This is a genomic window from Botrimarina colliarenosi (genome assembly GCF_007859955.1).
GTDB classification, from domain to species: Bacteria; Planctomycetota; Planctomycetia; order Pirellulales; family Lacipirellulaceae; genus Botrimarina; species Botrimarina colliarenosi.
Map to the genome: position 1 here is coordinate 458051 of NZ_SJPR01000002.1, position 17373 is coordinate 475423.

The window sequence follows — 17373 nt, forward strand, 5'->3', positions numbered from 1 at the left end:
GGCGGAGCATCTTGGCTAGGAGATTCATTGATGAGGAAGGAGCCCCATCGGGAACGACGCGGCGATGGCGTCTTCCCCGATTGGCGCCGAGACTATCTTTTTCGCACGCCATCGGCGTCCGCGTTCGAGACAACGGGATGGGGTTGCTCTTCGTCGCCGTCGCCCTCTTGAACTGCGAGGAATCCAAGATCGACATACTGACCGCCACGCGTCTGGTGGCAATGAACGGCGACAACGTGCTCGCCCGGCTTAAGCAGCCGCTTCGCTTCTTGAGGAATCGCGACAACGCTGTAGGCGACGGTGAATCCCGGCAGCGTGGATACCAGCTGACCGTCTAAGTAGATTTCCGCGTCTTCGTCGTGATGGACTTGAAGGTAGAGGTCTTTCAGGAGGCGTGGGTCATCGATACGCACTTTCCGGCGAAGCCAGATATCGGCGGTCTCCCACTCGGTTCGCACCGCGGCGCCGGGTGTATTCGGTGTGCCAAATCCCGCACGCCCCGTCTTCCAGCCGCTGTCGTCGAAGTCGTTGGACGTCCAGTCTCCTCCCACCGGTTCCTCGGTCGTGTATTGCCAAACTTGCCCCATCGCCGACGGGTCCTCGGAGGTCGCCAGCACCGTCGTCATGTTTGGCGAGGGCTTGTACAGCTGTCGGTTCCAGACAGACGCCAGCGCGGGGTCGATCTTTACGACCTTGCGGTCGTAGGTGACTAGGCCGTTGACTTCGCCCTCGACGTCCGTCGTTTGGGTGTAGATCGCGGCGGCGAGTCCGCTGCGTTTAAGAAGCCAAAGGTTGCTGATCAAAGACTGGTAATTGCTGGAGAGCTCGGCCATCGAATCGTAGTTCCGGTATCCCCAGACCCCAGATTCCATCCAGGTGTGCGTTGGAATCTCCAGTCCAAGCCCACCGAACTCTCCCAAGACCGACGCTCTGTTAGCTTGCGGAGCAGGCATCGCGGGACCGGGATAGTTGTGCTCGTCGAGGAGGTCGCCCTCGCCGCGGTCGGCCCATCCGCTCGGCCCATCGACGAGTCGCGTCGGATCGTAAGTCTGGATCCAGCGGATGATCTCGTTGGTCTTGAACTGCCCCCACCCTTCGTTGAATGGCGCCCAGACGATAATCGAGGGGTGATTCGCCAGACCATCGATCATCGCCTTCAACTCGTGGCGGTAAGTCGCCTCTGACGACTCGGAGCGGACCATGTCCTCTTCGCTCGGTCCGATCCCCCGCTCACCGCCGTTTGGCATGTCTTGCCACACGAGGAGACCGAGTTTGTCGCACCAGTAGTACCAGCGGGCCGACTCGACCTTGACATGCTTTCGACAGGTGTTGAATCCGTATCGCTTGGTCAACTCGATGTCCCAACGCAGCGCCTCATCGCTTGGCGCCGTGTAGAGACCGTCCGGCCACCACCCCTGATCGAGGGGACCAAAGCTGAAGACTTCTTTGCCATTGAGAAGAATCCGCTCATGGCCGTCGGCGGCTTTGCCAACCTTTACGCCGCGCATGCCGAAGTAGCTTTCGACACGATCGACGACCACCCGGCTGTCAGCGGGTCCGACGGCGACGTCGATAGACAGGTCGTAAAGGTAGGGGTCGTCGGGCGTCCAGAGGTGGGCGTCCGGGATGCGAAGCCGCAAGGTTTCGCCGGCCCGCCCAGTGACGCGGAGCGGCTGGCCGCCCTCGGAGTTCGTCGCGACGCGGACAATCGATTTCGCGGAGTCGGGCCCAACCACGTTGACCCGGACGACGAGCTCATTGCCTTCCACATTGGGCGACAGCTCGAGCGAAGCGACACGCGTCGGCGGCGCCACCTCGAGCCAGACCGTTTGCCAGATCCCCGAAACCGCGGTGTAGACAATTCCGCCGGGCTCGAGCGACTGCTTTCCCCAAGGCTGCGTGCCACGGTTGGTCGGGTCGGTAACCCGAACAAGGAGCTCTTGAGGGCCTTCGCCCGTCAGGGCGTCGGTGATGTCGAACGAAAACGCATCGAACCCGCCACGGTGATCGCCCACCTCCACACCGTTGACCCAGACCTTCGCTTCCCAGTCCACAGCGCCGAAGTGCAGCAACACACGGCTATTTTCCTTGCGGCCAGTCTCATAGACAGACGCGTCAAACTCTCGCCGGTACCAAACCGCGTTCTCCGGCGTAACGGGACGTGTCACTCCCGACAGGACCGACTCTACAGGGAACGGAACCAGGATCTTCTCAACGTAGGATTCGGGTTGCCCCGCATCGGCCGAGGTGAGCGCGAAATCCCACTCGCCGTTGAGATTGGCCCAACTCTCTCGAACCAATTGGGGGCGAGGGTACTCGGGAAGAACCGCGTTGCGATCGAGTTCTTCGCCCCACTTCGTCAGGAGAGGTCGATCCGCCCCCTCCCCGAAGGACGCGTCCGCACACAGCACGCCTAGAACGGCGGTGGCGACGAACGCGATGAGACGGGGAGTAAACAACGGAGTTATCCAGAGAAGACGGGACGCTAGCGGCTGACGCCCGCATGGCTGCGAGACGCGAACGGCTCGACGCAGCGTCCATTCAGCCTTGATGAAAGCGAAGATCAGAGATCGTGAAGACGGAGACGAGGTAGCTGGGAGGTTGGCGTAGCAGTTAGTTGCCCGCTATCTCTCAGCCAGGGGCGACGGTTCCCCGCGTGCCCTACCTCTGTATGGGCCGAGTGGTGGCGAACCTAAATCAATCTTTCGGAAAAAAGATTGATTCCCCGTCAAATACGCACGCCACCGTGCTATCGGCCGCCTTCGGCAGCGACTGGCGGCGGAAAATCCCGCCGGCTACGCTGCAGTCGGTAGCCGCAGCGGACAGCCAGTCTGCGGAGGTCCGCAGGCCAGCGGCCATCGTCGGATCACTGCGCCATTTCGCGATGCCGCGTTGCCGGCTTGAGTGGCGAGCAAGAAGTCCCGCTGGCGTCACGAGAGAAAGCTCGACCGAATGTCTGACTTTGGCGTTAAGAAACCCGCTTCAACGGCCCATCCAGTTGTTATGGCGGAGCGAGAGTGGTCAGGAGAGTCAGAACGTCGGTGCGACTTTGCCACTCTCTGGGCCGAGTCGTACGACAAGCTGCGGACTTACGTGCGCATCTTTGTGCCCCTGCTGCACGACGCCGACGACGTTCTCCAAGACACCGCTGTCGCGATCGCTAAGGACTTTGACAAGTACGACCCGAGCCGGCCGTTCCTAGAGTGGGCGATTGGAATCGCCAGAAACCGCGTACTTCAGTACTACCGCAAGCGGGGACGCGACCGGCGGATGATTTTTGATGTCGACACCATCTCGAAGATCGAGGGGAGTCTCATGGAGCTCGAGCCCCACATTGACAGTTATGAGGAGTCGCTCGAGTTCTGCCTTCAGAAGCTTCCCGATCGGGCGCGCCGCCTGCTGGAATTACGCTATACCTGTTGCCTGAATGCGACCGAGATTGCTGAACAACTCAAAATGACCGTCCAATCCGTCTACACCCGATTGTCACAGGTTCGTGTCACGCTGCGTGACTGCGTCCGCCGGCAGACGCGCGAGTCGGGAGGGACCGCCCTTTGAAGTCGCCGATCGAGCTTCTGAACGCCCACTTCGACGGGAGGGTCCTCACCGCCGAGGAAGCGCGGGTCTTGTCGCAATGGGCCGCGACGGATCCGGCGAACGCCCGGACCGTTGTCGAACTGGGCATTATCCACTCTCAAGTCGATTACCGTCTCTCCGTGGCTCGCTTCATCGACGAGATCGGCGACAGCGAAGATCCTGCGATTCAACGTTCAATCGAATCGGCGATGGAGTCGATCGAGATCGGCTCTTACCGTGACAAAAGCCTCCCGCTGGCGACCGTGGTGTCGAAGCCGAAGCGGCAGAGCGAGCGTCTGCGTGGTTGGGTGACCGCAGCGGTGGCGGCGTCGTTGCTCTTCGCCTTCGTCTCGGTTTTGCGGTCGAGTACTACCGACCAAGACGCCAGCCCCGAAGTCGCCGCAGCGACCCCTGAGGGCCAAAGCTCGCCCCAAGAGGCCCCGCTTGCCGCCGTCGTCGCCACCGTGACCGAGGCGATTGGCGTTGAGTCGACAGGCGTCGCTCCATTCCGTCGTGGCAAGTACGTGCGGGGCGGTGAAGCCCTCGAGTTGAAGGAGGGAGTCCTCGCGCTGACGACGGCCGACGGCAGCGAAGTCGTCGTCGAAGGACCTGCCTCGCTCGTCTTTGAGGACGGGCAACGCATCGCCTTGAAAGCGGGACGGCTTTCGGCCCGCGTCGACGAAGAGGCCACGGGCCTCGTCGTGACCACACCGACGGCGACCGTCGTTGATCTCGGAACCGAGTTCGGGGTTGGGATTGGACCTCACCTAGAAACGAGCGTCGCGGTCTATGACGGAGTCGTCGAACTCTACGGGGCCTCGTCCGACGGATTGGCTAATTCGCCGTCCAAGAGAATCACCGCGGGCCGGGCCGGGCAAGTCAACGCCGACGGAACGCTGAATTGGGCGGTACAGACGCTCCCCAACGACCGAGAGTTTATCCGGCCGGACGAGATAGCTTCGCTCCGCAAGGCTCGGGCTGGATCGGCGGAAGCCCGCCAGCAGACCTCGTTCTACGCCCTCCAGCGGACTCGCGGCCTCGTCGCGTTCCAGTCATTTGACTTGCCTTCCGACGGATCGGCGTATTCCGTTTCGTTCCGAGGCAGTCCGCCGCGAACGACCGCCTCACCAACGTTGGTCGATGACCTCCAAGCCAAGCACCTCTATTCCTCCGGGGCGCTGCGGGTGGGCGAAGCAGAGAACGCCTTCCTCGACATCGATAACTCAAGCGACGCGCCGTTCGCGAGGGCGAAGCTACTGACCGACCGGGGCCTTGTCGGCCGGTCCGGCGCCGAGCTTTGGCTCGCTTGGAAGACGAGAGTGATCGATCCTGAACGAATCGGTGATCACGCCGGGCTCTCGCTGATGTTCGGCGATCAGAGTCGAACCCAAGAGCCACTTTTTATCGGCTATTCGGGTGGCCGCGGATTGCTGGGGATCGTCTCGAATGTCGGAAGCCGCGCCGTCGAGCTTGAGCTCGACGCCAATCCCGAGACGTTTGCCGTCGACCCCGTCGGACTCGACGATCGAACCCACCAGTGGGTCCTGCAGCTGATCTTCGGGGAACGTGGCGACAAGATTGCCGTCTGGTGCGACGTCCCTCTCGACGCGATCCGCGAGACGCGTCCGCAAGCCGAAACGGTCAATGCCAACGTGATGTTCGATCGCCTGCGGATGGGCGTCAGTGCGGGCGCCTCGGACTGGGTTTTTGACGATTTCGTTATGGCGACATCGATCGACGCGATCAGCGACGTCGATCGACTGCAATCCGACGACGCCGCCGGGGCCCGTTAAGCCTTGAGGCTTCCCATCGAGACCCCCCTCGCCCTCGTGCCGACCGAAAAATCAAGCCGCGTAGCCGTCTAGTAGTTGCCGGGGCGGTTGCGCCCGATTAGCCTAATTGCGTGGCACGCATCTCTTTTCCACTGCGGCCCCGGTTCTGACCCACTTGTCGCTACTGCTTAGCGCGTCGCTCTGATATCGCCGTAAACGCTGCCGCCGACTTGGCGGCATGGCGAAACAGACCCGAGCGATCGGTCATTCCAGCGATTCTCGCTCCCCACGCCCCGAGCGTGAGGGATCGATGGACTCTCGGGCGAGCCACCCATTCTGTGGCCGCCTCCGACCGGCGTCCCCTCCGACGGGCTAAGCCTCCACCCGCTGATCCTCTGCCCTCTCAGGACGTCACCATGACCCGCAGCCCCTCCCCAACACGCGTGCTCTTCGTTCTAGCGGTTCTCTGCCTTCCGCTCGTCGCGCCGACGGGGGCCCTGGCCCTCACCGTCGGCCAGATCGACGCCTTTACTACCGGCAACGACGGCTGGATGAACAACGGTGGGACGGCTACCCACCAAGCCACCGACGGCGCTGACGGCCCCGCTGACGGCTACGTTGAAATGACCACCACCGGCAACGGCCAGGGGAGCGGGAGTCGGCTCGTTGTCAACGGCTCCGACGACTGGCTCGGCAACTACCTCTCGACCGGCGTAACGCAGATCGCAATGGACGCGAATAACTTTTCTGCCGGCGACGTCTATCTCCGCTTGGCGTTCCGGTCCGCCGGCGATAACACGGTCTTCGTTACCAATGAAGTCGTGCTCGCCCCCGCTTCCGATTGGACCGGGGTCGTGTTTGATCTGAGTGAATCGAACATGGCGGTTTCGGGCGTCAGCTACGCCGATACCTTCTCCGCCGTCCAACAACTCCGCGTCATCCACCGGTACGACCCGAGCGTCGCGAACGGCGGCCCCCCCGACGCCGGCGACGCGGTCCTCGGCGATCTCGGCAGCCCCATCGTGGCGCGGGTCGGGATCGACAATGTTCGCGCCCTCGGTGTCCCTGAACCGAGCACGGCCGCGTTGGTCCTGCTCGCCTGCTGCTCTTGCTCGCGCCCGGGCAGGTCACGGCCGCGGTTCTGAACGAGCCGTTCGGTCCCACTTGGGAGCGGCGACTAACCGTCACCGCCTTGGAGCGTTGGCCTCCTCTCTCGCCGACGGAGCGGCGAGAGGTTGTGTCGCGACGATGACACGACCCCGCGAGAGTTGGCAACAGTTGGTAGTACACCCTTGCGCTAATTTTCGGGACGTGGAATTGACGGCGCTGTAAGGAGCGCCTAGCGTAAGGCTTATGCGGCGCAACTTAGCCAACACGACTTCCTCGCTCCTCGCGGCGGCTTATCTCGCCCTCGCGATGTTCGGGCACGCCTGGCACGACCACGGGTCGTGCAGCGACGCGTCGTGTGGCTCGGAGTCGATCGCCGCGTGTGAATGCGACTTGCACCGTCTGTTGGCGGAACGCGGCGCCTCTGCAGCGGATGCTGTTGAGGGATTTGCCTCTCGGCAGTCGACCGGCTGCGAACACGACTGCTTGGCGTGTATTGCCCTGGGTCACCTCAGCGTTGGCTACGCGTCGGTAGAGCCGCTAATTGCTGAGGAAGCCACTTCGGTATTGGTGCGGATCGCTGTCGAGGCGGTCGCCTTGTCTGCCCGGCCCCTGGTCTATGGGCCCCGAGGTCCACCCGCAAGCGGGTGCTGATACCTCGTACCTCGGCAAGACAGCTCCCGATGTGTGGGCGCTGCGCTGAGGCTTTCTGGCCGATCTAGCCCTCTCTTGTGCGTCGTGACGCGGCTCGCTGCGCCACCGTCGTTTCTCCCCTATGCGCTTCATTCGTCGCTCAGCCTTCACCTTAGTGGAGCTGCTGGTGGTGGTCGCCATCATCGGCGTGCTCGTTGCCCTCCTGCTGCCGGCGGTGCAGTCCGCGCGCGCCGCCGCTCGACGGTCGCAGTGCGCGAACAACCTCAAGCAGATCGGGCTGGGGGTGATGCAATTCGTCGATGTCTACGGCGGTCATTGGCCCCACCTGGCCGGCCATGCGACGCATTTAGCGGAAGGGGTCAACCAAGAAGACGTGTCATGGATCGAGACACTCGCCCCGTACATGGAAGACGCCGACTCGGTCCGGCTCTGCCCGGAGCACCAAGACCTGCTGGAGGGCCGCTTCCGGTTCGACGTCCGCAAGACCGACGACTCGGGGGCGGTGATCGACGACGGCGACGACCGCGAAGTGGTCGCCACCAGCTACGCGATGAACGGCTACCTACGGGACGTCGACCCCCGCCCCGTCGGGGCCCCGCCACCGGTGCTCGCCGCTTGGGAGGCTCAGAACGAGGGTCGCGTTAACAGCTTCAACAAGCTGCGATCGACGCACAACACGCTGGTGGTGCTCGAAGCGACGTCGCAAGTGATCTTCAATAACTACGACCATATCGAGACCTACAACTGGTTTAGCGCCGCGAATCTCGCAAACAACGCTCGGCCTCAGCGGGCCGTCTGGACCAAGGTGGCCGGCGACCCTTCGCGAGCCATTCCGGGCGAGCTGGCGGTCGATCGCCATCAGGGGGGCGTGGCCAACTACCTCTACGCCGACGGCGGCGTCCGCGTCATCGCGGCCGATCAGATCGCCGAGTGGTGCGACGAGGGATTCAATTTTGTCATCCCGCCGCAATGACGCGGCGGAACATTCTTTTGCCAGGGACCGGCAATCACCAGGAGAGACCCAATGAAACTTTCTGCCCAACTTTTTTTGACCGTGTTGACGATGCTCACTGCGACGAGCGTCCACGCGCAGCATGCTGACATCCTCCTCCGGAGCGACGGCGTCAAAGCGCTCGTCGGCGGCGCTGTCGATCTCGGCGCTGAGGAAGGAGGTCCGTTCTTCAACCTTGACGCCCGTGTGTTTGAAGGGGTGTTTATCAACCCCGCCGCGCCAACGCCGCCGTTCGGCTACGACTTCGAGCGCGACGAGCCGGGCTTCTATTCCGATACGACGGTCCCGGTAGGCCAGAATCTGCCGGCGGGAGCGGGAGTCAGCCTGATGCTCGATCCGTTCTCGCTTGGAGCCGGTACGGACACAACCTTTTATTGGGACGGCAGCGGTGCTGTCGACTTTCAGCCGCTCACCACCACACAGTCCGGCGTCGCGTTCACGTTCGCCCCGATGGCCCCCGCGCCGTTCGCGACGGTCGATGGAACGTCGTTCCTCGACGACCACCCCCTGTTCGGGCTTAGCGGAGGCGCCGCGGATGGCGTCTATTTGGCGCGGATGCGGCTCGTTGTCGATGGCCTTGAACCGAGCGATCCCTTCTACATCGCGTGGCTCGCTAGTTCGGTGCTGGTAGACGAAGAGACCGCTGAACAACTCGAAGGCGCCCTAGAGGCCTACGAGCAGGGAGGACCCGAACCGATCGTCGGCGGAGTCAACTTCGCGTTCTTCGAAGAGGCGGTCGACTTCGCCAACGGCATTCCCGAGCCATCCACGGCGCTGTTGGCGACTTCGGCGTGCGGCGCCCTGCTCGCCCGACGGAAGCGGTAACGCTCGCCGAGAGCCCGCCCCCTCCCCGGCCAGCCTGGCCGTGGGAGGGGGGACGGGCCGTTTACTACCCCTCCCAGGACCTAACTAGGCCGAGAGATGAGTAACAATCCGAGAGCCCTTGCGGGATTCTTAATCGTTTGCGTGACGTCGCCGGGACTGGCCCAACACAGCGACCTCCTGGCCTTCGACTCGGGGGGCAAGGTCGGCGTCGGGGAGTTCAACTTTGACACCCTGACCGCCAGCGAAAAACGTGTCTTCCCGGGCCGGCTCGATTCGTTCTATTCGGTGAACAGCCCCGGCTTCACGTCGCGCAGTGGGCCGACAGCGCTGCCGGGCGACACGGACCTCGACTGGGACTTCCTGCCAATGACCGTCGATTCGGGGCTGCACGACGGCTACGCCTCGACACTGCTTTACTGGGATGGCGTCGGAGCCGATCCGCTCTTCGGACCGACGCCCACGGACGACTACCGATTCAGCCTGTTCGGCAAGGACGGCGCGGCGGCCGCCGGTGGCGCGGATCAACTCGTCCCCGGCTACACCGTCGAGACAACGGGCCCCAACGGCTCGATGCACGAGCATCGCTTCTTCTTTCTCGACGACAATGGCGATGGCATGAACACGACGCTGCCGCAAGCCGGGATCTATCTCTTCGCTATGCAGCTCCGCGTGGCGGGTTTGGAGACTTCGGACCCGTTCTTCTACGTCTGGGCGACGCCGGAAACGTCGGTTCTCTCGGCGATTCAGCCCGCGGTGGCTTGGGTCAACGCCCGCGTCGACACACTCGCCGCGATCGACGAGCCGCTGCCGGGCGACTTCAACCTGGATGGCGTCGTCAACGCCGCCGACTACACGGTCTGGCGTGACGACACAGGGACGACCTACTCAACAAACGACTACGACGTCTGGGTCGAGAACTACGGCGCGACCAAGTCGCTTCTCGCCTCACTCGCCATCCCCGAACCGAGCTCGGGCGCACTGATCGTCGGCACGATCGTCGCTGGTCTCATGCGTCGGCGCCTCGCCTAGATCAACCAGACCGAGCAGCAACACAAGGATCACCCAGCACACGTCGATGCGTCGTCACGTCCTCAAAGAAGCGATCCGCCTGTTGCTCGTCACGATCGTGACGTTGGTCGGCGTTATCGGCTATGGACTCCATGCGTGGCTCATCGCCACGGAGGGTTCGTGGAGCGGAGGATGCGGCGGTTGGTGTTCGGCAGCCGTGCTGGCGAAGGTCGCCGCGGCGCCACCCCTTGGGACTACCGATGGCGTCTCGCCGGGTAGCGACAAGTCGGGCGCCGACCAATGCCCTCTCTGTGACTTGCTGGCCGGTTACCACGTTCCGACGTTGGATCGGTCTCCAAGCGGTTTCGCAGAGACGCCCGGCCAGGGCACATCTGCGGCGCCACTAGAAGCGCCCAGCAAGCCCGCTTGGCGCTTGCCTCCATCACGTGGACCTCCGGCCAAGAGGCCGTTGAGACAAGACCCGTCACACGCCGCCGTTGCGTGACAACTTGCGGGTTCTGAACCACTGAATCGAAGGCGATCGCTGGTGCTGAAGCACCGTATCGCCCCGCCGCTCGGGCTACGCGCCTCGAGGGACGTTTCTATTACCAATCTACTTCCGTACTTACACCAAGAGACGATTTGATGAGACACGACATAGCTTTCATTGCCTTGCTAACCGCAGGCGTACTGGCTGCGACGCCTGCCGCGCAGGCCGGCCCTGAACCCGGGATCACCACTTACCATGTCGGCTACGACAACGCTGAATTCGTTGGCTACGGGACCTACACCGGGCTTGCCAACCCCAACTTTCAGCGGCTGACATTCCTGCTGTCGCACACGTTCAGCGAAAACGCGTTGAACAACCACTTCCATTCGATCGGCGCGTACTCCTACTCCGGCGACCCTCTCAACCCGTCACCTGGTTTTAGCGGCAACAACCGTGTTCCTGAGCCTTACCAAGCCGACGACGGCCTGGCTTTACTGCCGGGCTCGGGTCCGTTCGCGGGCAAGCTCGTGTCGGGTCTCGGCCCGGTTGCCTTGCCGGAGGACGTCGTCGAGGAAGAATACGGCAACCTCACCATCGCTCCGATTGATGAGCTCTTCCAATACGATGGTCGGCCGGATCCCGATGGAGAGTTCGCCCAGCATCCGGGGCACTACCTGCTCAACGCCAGCAACGGCGCCTACAAGCAGTCGGTCGCTGATGTCACGGTTGGGATGAAGCTGGTGGCGATCAGCCCCGGACTTCTGATCGAGGACGAATCGGGCACGCAGCTGTTTAGCGGCGTTAACGATGTGCTCACGATCGGCTCCGGCGCCGACTGGACGTTTAACCCGGTCTTCGCGGTGGACGCCACGGTCGCATCGGGTTCCAAGTACGAAGCCACCTTCGTCCTGCAGGACCTGAGCCTCACCCCGAGGTTCGGAGATTCGGCGGAGTTCACTTTTAGCTTTATCGCCGTCCCTGAGCCGGGAGCGGCGTTGCTCGGATTGGTCGCGCTGGCGAGCTTTGGCGTTTGGCGTCGCTAACTTTGTGTGACTCGTCTGCGGCGTACCGGCGGCTGACTGGCCGCCGGTACGCCGCCCCTTTTTTGGTTCCGCGCCCGGATTGCCTTGCGTTCGCAAATTGGCGGCCGGGGACCGATAATCGTGCCCGGGAAGGAGCCGCCGCTCTGCAAGGACGACGTGTGCCGTCTCTCCCGTCCGACCTGTCTCGACCCGCTAACCGTGGCGCGGGCTGTTGAGTCTTTCATTCATCCCCGCAGAGCAGGCCGACGTTGACAGGACGACGGCGTCATTGGTGCGAGAACTTATGGCGAAAACTAAACCCGAAGTCGATTTCCAACGGAACTCTCACTATGATCGAGAGTCGCTCGACTCATCGGCTCTTCAATACTTGTCATCGCCGATCACATGCTTTCTCAAGTCCAATTGGGTGTCGCCGCCCTACTGGTCGCGGCCGCCCTCCCGGCGGCGGGCCAGGAACGCCCCCTCGCGCCGACGCCGCCGATGGGGTGGAATAGCTGGGATTGCTACGGCTCGTCGGTGACTGAAGAGGAAGTCCGTCGCAACGCCGAGTTCATGGCGGAGCACCTCGCGGACAAGGGGTGGGAGTACGTCGTTGTCGATATCCGCTGGACGGTGCAAAACCCTTCGACCCGGCCGTACAACCAGACCGACCCCCAGTTCACGCTCGACGATCACGGGCGGCTCGTCCCGGCCCCGAATCGCTTCCCGTCGTCGGAAGGCGGCGCGGGCTTCGAGCCGTTGGCCGACGACGTTCATTCGCTCGGCCTAAAGTTCGGCATCCATCTGATGCGGGGCATGCCTCGCGCAGCGGTCGAACCCCGTTGGGGGGCTCCCGAGGCCGGCTACCCGATCGAAACCAGCGCGTTCACCACGCTCGACGTGCCGCTCACCGATGAAGGCGCGGTTTGGCTGCGAGACATGCGGGGCGTCCGCAAGTCCGAAGCGAGCCAGGCTTACTTCGACTCGATGTTCCGGCTCTATGCGTCATGGGGCGTCGACTTCGTCAAGGTCGATGACCTGAACAACCCCTACGCGAGTCCCGGCGAACCGAACTACTACCGCGACGAAATCGAGATGCTGCAAACGGCGATCGAACGCTGCGGGCGGCCGATCGTCCTGAGCACCTCGCCCGGTCCGACGCCCCTTGCGCATGCCGACCATATCGCTTCGCACGCCGACCTGTGGCGAGTCTCGAACGACTTCTGGGACGAATGGGGCGCTCTCGAACGCCAGTTCCGGCAGCTCCATCTTTGGACGCCGTATCGCAGCCCCGGTCATTGGCCCGACGGCGACATGCTGCCCCTCGGCCGGCTCGCGATCCGCGGCGAGAGGGGAGGGGAGCGTAGCACCCGTTTCTCGTCCGATGAGCAGCGGACGCTGATGACCGCGTGGTGTATCGCCCAGTCTCCGCTGATGTTTGGTGGCGACCTCCCAACGAGCGATCCCGCGACGATTGCGTTGATTTCCAACAGCGATGTCCTCAAGGTGAATCAGCGCGGAAGCAACGCCCGGCAGTTGCTCCGGACCGCGAACCGAATCGTTTGGTCCTCCGACGCCCCCGACAATGTCGCCCCTGGCGGCAAGTACGTGGCGGTCTTCAATCTGAACGACACGGCGGACGAATCGTTCCCGCAGCGTCTCGATCCAGCACTGTTCGATCTGTCGGCTCCGCTGGAGGTCCGTGATCTCTGGACCGGCGAGGAGTTCCACGTCGCCAAGGGCGATCTCGCATCGCCGGCTCCGCCGCACGGGTCTCGTCTTTTCCTGGTGACGGGCGATCGGGCCGCCAGCGCCGAGCTCGGGACAATCGCCGCGAAGCCGCTCTACACCGATCCGGTTTTCGACGGCGCCGCCGACCCGGTTGTTGTCTGGAACCCGCACCGCGAGCGGTGGTGGATGTACTTCACCAACCGCCGCGCCAACCAGCCCGACCTGCCGGGCGTCTCCTGGGTCCATGGCACACCGATCGGGATCGCCGAGTCGGACGATGGCGGGGCGACTTGGACACGTGTCGGCGACCTCCGCGCCGAGGGGCCTGGCGTCAATGGCGAAGCGACCTTCTGGGCGCCAGAAGTCGTGACCTTCGGCGGCAAGCATCACCTCTTCCTCACCGTCGTGCCCGGTGTCTTCAACGACTGGGGGCACCCGCGCCGAATCGTCCATCTGACGAGCGACGACCTCCAGAACTGGCGGTCGCAGGGCCCTCTCGATTTGGCGTCGGACAGGGTTATCGACGCCTGCGTCTATCCGCTCCCCGACGGCGGCTATCGGCTTTGGTACAACAACGAACGGGACCGGAAATCGATCTACTACGCCGACAGCGAGGACCTCTTCAACTGGACCGATCACGGCGAAGCGGTTGGCGACCAGTCGGGAGAGGGCCCGAAGGTTTTTCGCTGGCGAGACGCCTACTGGATGGTCACGGATGTTTGGGACGGTCTGGCGGTCTATCGATCGGACGACCTCCAGTCGTGGCGTCGGCAGCCCGAGAACCTCCTGCGTGATCCGGGGCGGGGCGACGGAGACCGGGTCAAAGGGGGCCACCCCGATGTCGTTGTCGAAAACGACCGCGCTTACCTTTTCTACTTCACCCACCCCGGCCGACGGGGAAGCCAAGCGTCCGACGACGGCCCCGAGCAGCGTCGCAGCTTAATCCAGGTGGTCGAGTTAACAGAGCGGGGGGGGACAATCTCGTGCGACCGCGATAAGCCGACGCGAATTCGATTGACCCCTCCTGACAGCAGACTTTCTGACGCAAAGACGACCCGTTCGGGCGTCGCTGACTAGACTAGGGTCACGACACGTCCCCTCCGTGAGGACGTGTTGGAAGAGGCAACCTTCAAGCAAATCTCTTATCAGCATGACTTTTCGAAATACAGCCGCCATCGGCGCCTGTCTGCTGCTGGCGCTGGGCGCCACGGCGCGCGGGCAGCACCAAACCGCCGATCTGTCGCCAATCACAATCGGCGCCACCTTGCCGTACCAATTGGAGCTGCGCGAGACGAGTTTCGGCGCCGCGTCGCTCCCGACGCTGCATTCCTACGCCGCCGCGGAGTACGACGGCAAATGGGTGCTGATGTCGGGCCGCACGAATGGGTTGCACGGATTCGAGAACAGCGGCTCGACGAACTTCCCGGTCGAGTACCAGAATCGCGACATCTGGGTCATCGACCCGGTCAACGGCGCCTCGTGGAGCCGGTCGCTCGACGACCCATCGGCCGGCCTAACCGCCGCGCAGATCGACTCGTTGAGCAACGCCAATAACCAATTCACCCAGATCGGTGATCGGCTCTACCTGACTGGCGGCTACGGCGCCCGCAACACCGGCGGCTTCACGACGTTCGATACCCTTTCGGCGCTCGACCTCGACGGGCTCGTCGATTGGGTCGTCACCGGGTCGGGACAAGCGGTGGATCATCTCCGCCAAGTGAGTGACCCTCTTTTCAAGGTCACCGGCGGCGCCATGTACGAGATGGAAGGTCGGATGCACCTCGTCTTCGGCCAGAGCTTTGAAGGCGGTTACAATCCCGGCAAGACGGGCACCTACACCAAGCAGATTCGGAGTTTCGACATCGTTGACGATGGATCGACGCTCTCGTTCGCAAACCCCTCTTCCACGACGCCCGAGGACGCCTACCGGCGGCGTGACCTGAACATCATCCCGGTGCTCCGCCCCGATGGCGTCGGTGGCGTCGAAGAAGGGCTCACCGTCCTCTCGGGCGTTTTCACCGAGTCGTTCGGCGCCTGGACCGTGCCGGTCGAGATCGACGCGAGCGGCGTCCCGTCGATGGCTGATCCGACTAGCCCCACGACTTTCAAGCAGGCGGCAGGCAACTACCACGCCGCAAAGCTCGGCCTTTACTCGTCGTCACGCGGCGAGATGAACGAACTCCTGCTCGGCGGAATCACGCTCCAGTACTACGACGCCGATACCGATTCCTTTCTCCAAGACGACAACTTCCCGTTCGCGAACGACTTGACCGCTGTGCGGATCGACTCGTCGGGCGACTACACGCAGCACTACTTGGGCAGCTACCCGCTGATCACCGACACCGAGGGGAATGAGGTCCGCTTCGGCGCCAACGCCGAGTTTTTCCTGGCGCCCGGCATCGCAACCTTCGAAAACGGCGTCATCGACTTCGACGCCCTGCCGTTCGGCGACACGGTGGTCGGTTACGTCTTCGGCGGCATCGCCGCAAACGCCCCGCACGTCCGTAGCGACCCCGCGGCCCTGTCGGCCGCGACAAACCGCGTCTTCGAGGTCCTCCTCACCGTTCAAGAAGGGGACTACAACCGCGACGGGTTGGTCGACTCCGCCGACTACGACCTCTGGCGTGACGCCTATGGATCGACAACCAACCTCTTGGCGGATGGCAACGGCGACAGCGTCGTGAACGCCGCCGACTACACCGTCTGGCGTGACGTGATGTCATCGCAAGCGGCTGCAATCAACGTTCCCGAGCCGATGTCGGTCTTTCTGCTGCTCACCGCGGGGCTCCACCGCGGCTTTCGCCCCCGACGGCGCGGATGAGCCCTTGCCGATAAACCGGCGCCGACAAGTCCGCCTCTCGGTAGACAATCGGCAATCCGTTGCGAAGCAACGATTTACAAAAGCGGAGGGCAAGGGACTCGAACCCTCAACCGGTTACCCGGCAACTGATTTCGAATCAGTCTGCTAGCCATTCGCTTACCCTCCGGGGGAGCGGTTTGCCGGGCTGGCCGGCGGTCGCTCACGCAGATCCGTAAATTAACTGTCGGACGCTTGGCTGACAAGCGACGGCCCGGGCCTTCGAGCCCGCGCCATCCCTCTAACCGGCGCAAGCGGGCCTCGGAAGTGGTTCCGCGACGGCCCGGTTCTGACGACTCTGCCCGCCGCACGGGGATCCCCCGCCCGATTCACGCGGTGCTGGCGCCGACGCCGATGCTGGAATCGAGAGGAGGTGAGCCAGTTGGGCGGCCGAAGGACGGCCCCCGGCGCACCTCCACGCTGCTGCGACGGACCAGGCCAGGATGGAGGGCTCCGCAGCCAATCGAGCCACCAATCCACCCCGACCCCGGGAGAGGCCCCCATGCCGACGCCCACCATCCGCATCGTTACCCGCGGCGCTGGCGGAGAGATCCGTAGCAAGGATTACCCCCACACCGAAGCGATCCTCAAGATGCACTCGCAGATCGGGATCGACGACTGCTCGACCGACCTGTCCCTGCGAGGTCTCCCCGTCTTCCGCGGCCTGATCGGCCCCATGCCCGACGGCAAAGGGATCGTCCGCTACGAATCGCCCGAGGTGTTCGAGACGCTCACCAAGGAGTGGAGCGCACCGCCCCCGAAGCGGAAGCGGATTCGCAAGAAGACCCAGGCGCCAACCGACGTGACGCCTGTCGATGGTTGACTGATCGCGACCGGGTGCCGTGTTTCGCCTGGCTGCCGCGAGGCCTAGAATGGGGTGAGAGGAGCGTGCGGCTGATTGGCAAGCCGCACGCTTGCCCCTCTGAAGGGCCTAACTCATGGTCACAGAATCACGTGGCGTGCTGCGCTGGGCGGCCCGGCTGCTCGGCCTGCCACCGCTGTTGTTCGTTGCCGCCGAGGTTCTCAGCAACGGGCCGCCCGATCTGTCGGCCGCCTCGCCCCACGAGATGGGGCTGTTGGTCTGCTTGGCTACCGCCTTCGTCGGCCTGGCGGCGATCTGGCGATGGGAGCTGGCGGGAGGCCTCTTGACCCTCACTGGCATGGCAGCGTTTTACGCCCTCCACTTCGCCGCGGTGGGCGATTTTCCCCATGGCGTTTCGCTGCCGATGCTCTTCGGACCGGGTTTCTTGGCGGTGACATCCTGGAGCCTCGCCCGGGTCGATCCGACCCTTCGCTTGCTGTCTGGGCAAGAGCGGTAA

14 protein-coding genes and 1 tRNA gene are annotated in these 17373 nt (G+C 63.6%); 13 read left to right on the forward strand and 2 right to left on the reverse strand.

What is annotated here, in order from left to right; translation table 11 throughout:
• Window positions 1-92: 92 nt before the first annotated feature.
• Entirely contained in the window at window positions 93-2459 is a 2367-nt protein-coding gene (locus Pla108_RS09765; protein WP_146444742.1) for a glycoside hydrolase family 2 protein, read from the reverse strand.
• A 493-nt stretch (window positions 2460-2952) separates the two neighbouring features.
• Between Pla108_RS09765 and Pla108_RS09770 the strand changes: the two genes are divergently transcribed.
• The 11 genes from Pla108_RS09770 (at window position 2953) to Pla108_RS09820 (ending at window position 16018) form a co-directional block, all read left to right on the forward strand.
• Window positions 2953-3558 (forward strand): sigma-70 family RNA polymerase sigma factor, encoded by a 606-nt coding sequence (locus Pla108_RS09770; protein ID WP_146444743.1) that lies wholly within the window; start codon window positions 2953-2955, stop codon window positions 3556-3558.
• On the forward strand, window positions 3555-5369 hold the full coding sequence (locus Pla108_RS09775) for a FecR domain-containing protein (protein ID WP_146444744.1): 1815 nt from the start codon (window positions 3555-3557) through the stop codon (window positions 5367-5369). Before Pla108_RS09770 ends, Pla108_RS09775 begins: the two co-directional genes overlap by 4 nt.
• A 395-nt stretch (window positions 5370-5764) precedes the next feature.
• Window positions 5765-6493: a hypothetical protein gene (locus Pla108_RS09780; protein ID WP_146444745.1), complete on the forward strand. Its 729-nt coding sequence runs from the start codon at window positions 5765-5767 to the stop codon at window positions 6491-6493.
• 208 nt (window positions 6494-6701) lie between these two features.
• Window positions 6702-7109 carry a hypothetical protein gene (locus Pla108_RS09785; protein ID WP_146444746.1) on the forward strand — a complete coding sequence of 136 codons (408 nt, stop codon included), beginning with the start codon at window positions 6702-6704 and terminating at the stop codon, window positions 7107-7109.
• Window positions 7110-7230: 121 nt separating this feature from the next.
• On the forward strand, window positions 7231-8082 hold the full coding sequence (locus Pla108_RS09790) for a DUF1559 family PulG-like putative transporter (RefSeq protein ID WP_146444747.1): 852 nt from the start codon (window positions 7231-7233) through the stop codon (window positions 8080-8082).
• A 51-nt stretch (window positions 8083-8133) separates the two neighbouring features.
• Entirely contained in the window at window positions 8134-8946 is an 813-nt protein-coding gene (locus Pla108_RS09795; RefSeq protein ID WP_146444748.1) for a hypothetical protein, read from the forward strand.
• Window positions 8947-9087: 141 nt separating this feature from the next.
• Window positions 9088-9975, forward strand: coding sequence for a hypothetical protein (locus tag Pla108_RS09800; protein ID WP_197526444.1), 888 nt, complete (start codon window positions 9088-9090; stop codon window positions 9973-9975).
• 46 nt (window positions 9976-10021) lie between these two features.
• A complete protein-coding gene (locus Pla108_RS21625; protein ID WP_146444750.1) occupies window positions 10022-10459 on the forward strand; it encodes a DUF2946 family protein in 438 nt (145 codons plus the stop codon).
• Between the two features lie 140 nt (window positions 10460-10599).
• Window positions 10600-11487, forward strand: a complete 888-nt coding sequence (locus tag Pla108_RS09810; protein WP_146444751.1) for an all3515 family Zur-repressed PEP-CTERM protein — start codon at window positions 10600-10602, stop codon at window positions 11485-11487.
• Between the two features lie 384 nt (window positions 11488-11871).
• Complete coding sequence (locus tag Pla108_RS20960) at window positions 11872-14274, forward strand: family 43 glycosylhydrolase (protein ID WP_197526445.1); 2403 nt, start codon at window positions 11872-11874, stop codon at window positions 14272-14274.
• Between the two features lie 73 nt (window positions 14275-14347).
• Entirely contained in the window at window positions 14348-16018 is a 1671-nt protein-coding gene (locus tag Pla108_RS09820) for a hypothetical protein (RefSeq protein WP_146444752.1), read from the forward strand.
• A gap of 83 nt (window positions 16019-16101) precedes the next feature.
• Here the strand turns inward: Pla108_RS09820 and Pla108_RS09825 are convergent.
• Window positions 16102-16183: transfer RNA gene (locus tag Pla108_RS09825), tRNA-Ser, on the reverse strand.
• Between the two features lie 373 nt (window positions 16184-16556).
• Between Pla108_RS09825 and Pla108_RS09830 the strand changes: the two genes are divergently transcribed.
• Both Pla108_RS09830 and Pla108_RS09835 read left to right on the forward strand, forming a co-directional pair.
• Window positions 16557-16877, forward strand: coding sequence for a hypothetical protein (locus Pla108_RS09830; RefSeq protein ID WP_146444753.1), 321 nt, complete (start codon window positions 16557-16559; stop codon window positions 16875-16877).
• A 115-nt stretch (window positions 16878-16992) separates the two neighbouring features.
• On the forward strand, window positions 16993-17373 hold the full coding sequence (locus Pla108_RS09835; protein WP_146444754.1) for a DUF7670 domain-containing protein: 381 nt from the start codon (window positions 16993-16995) through the stop codon (window positions 17371-17373).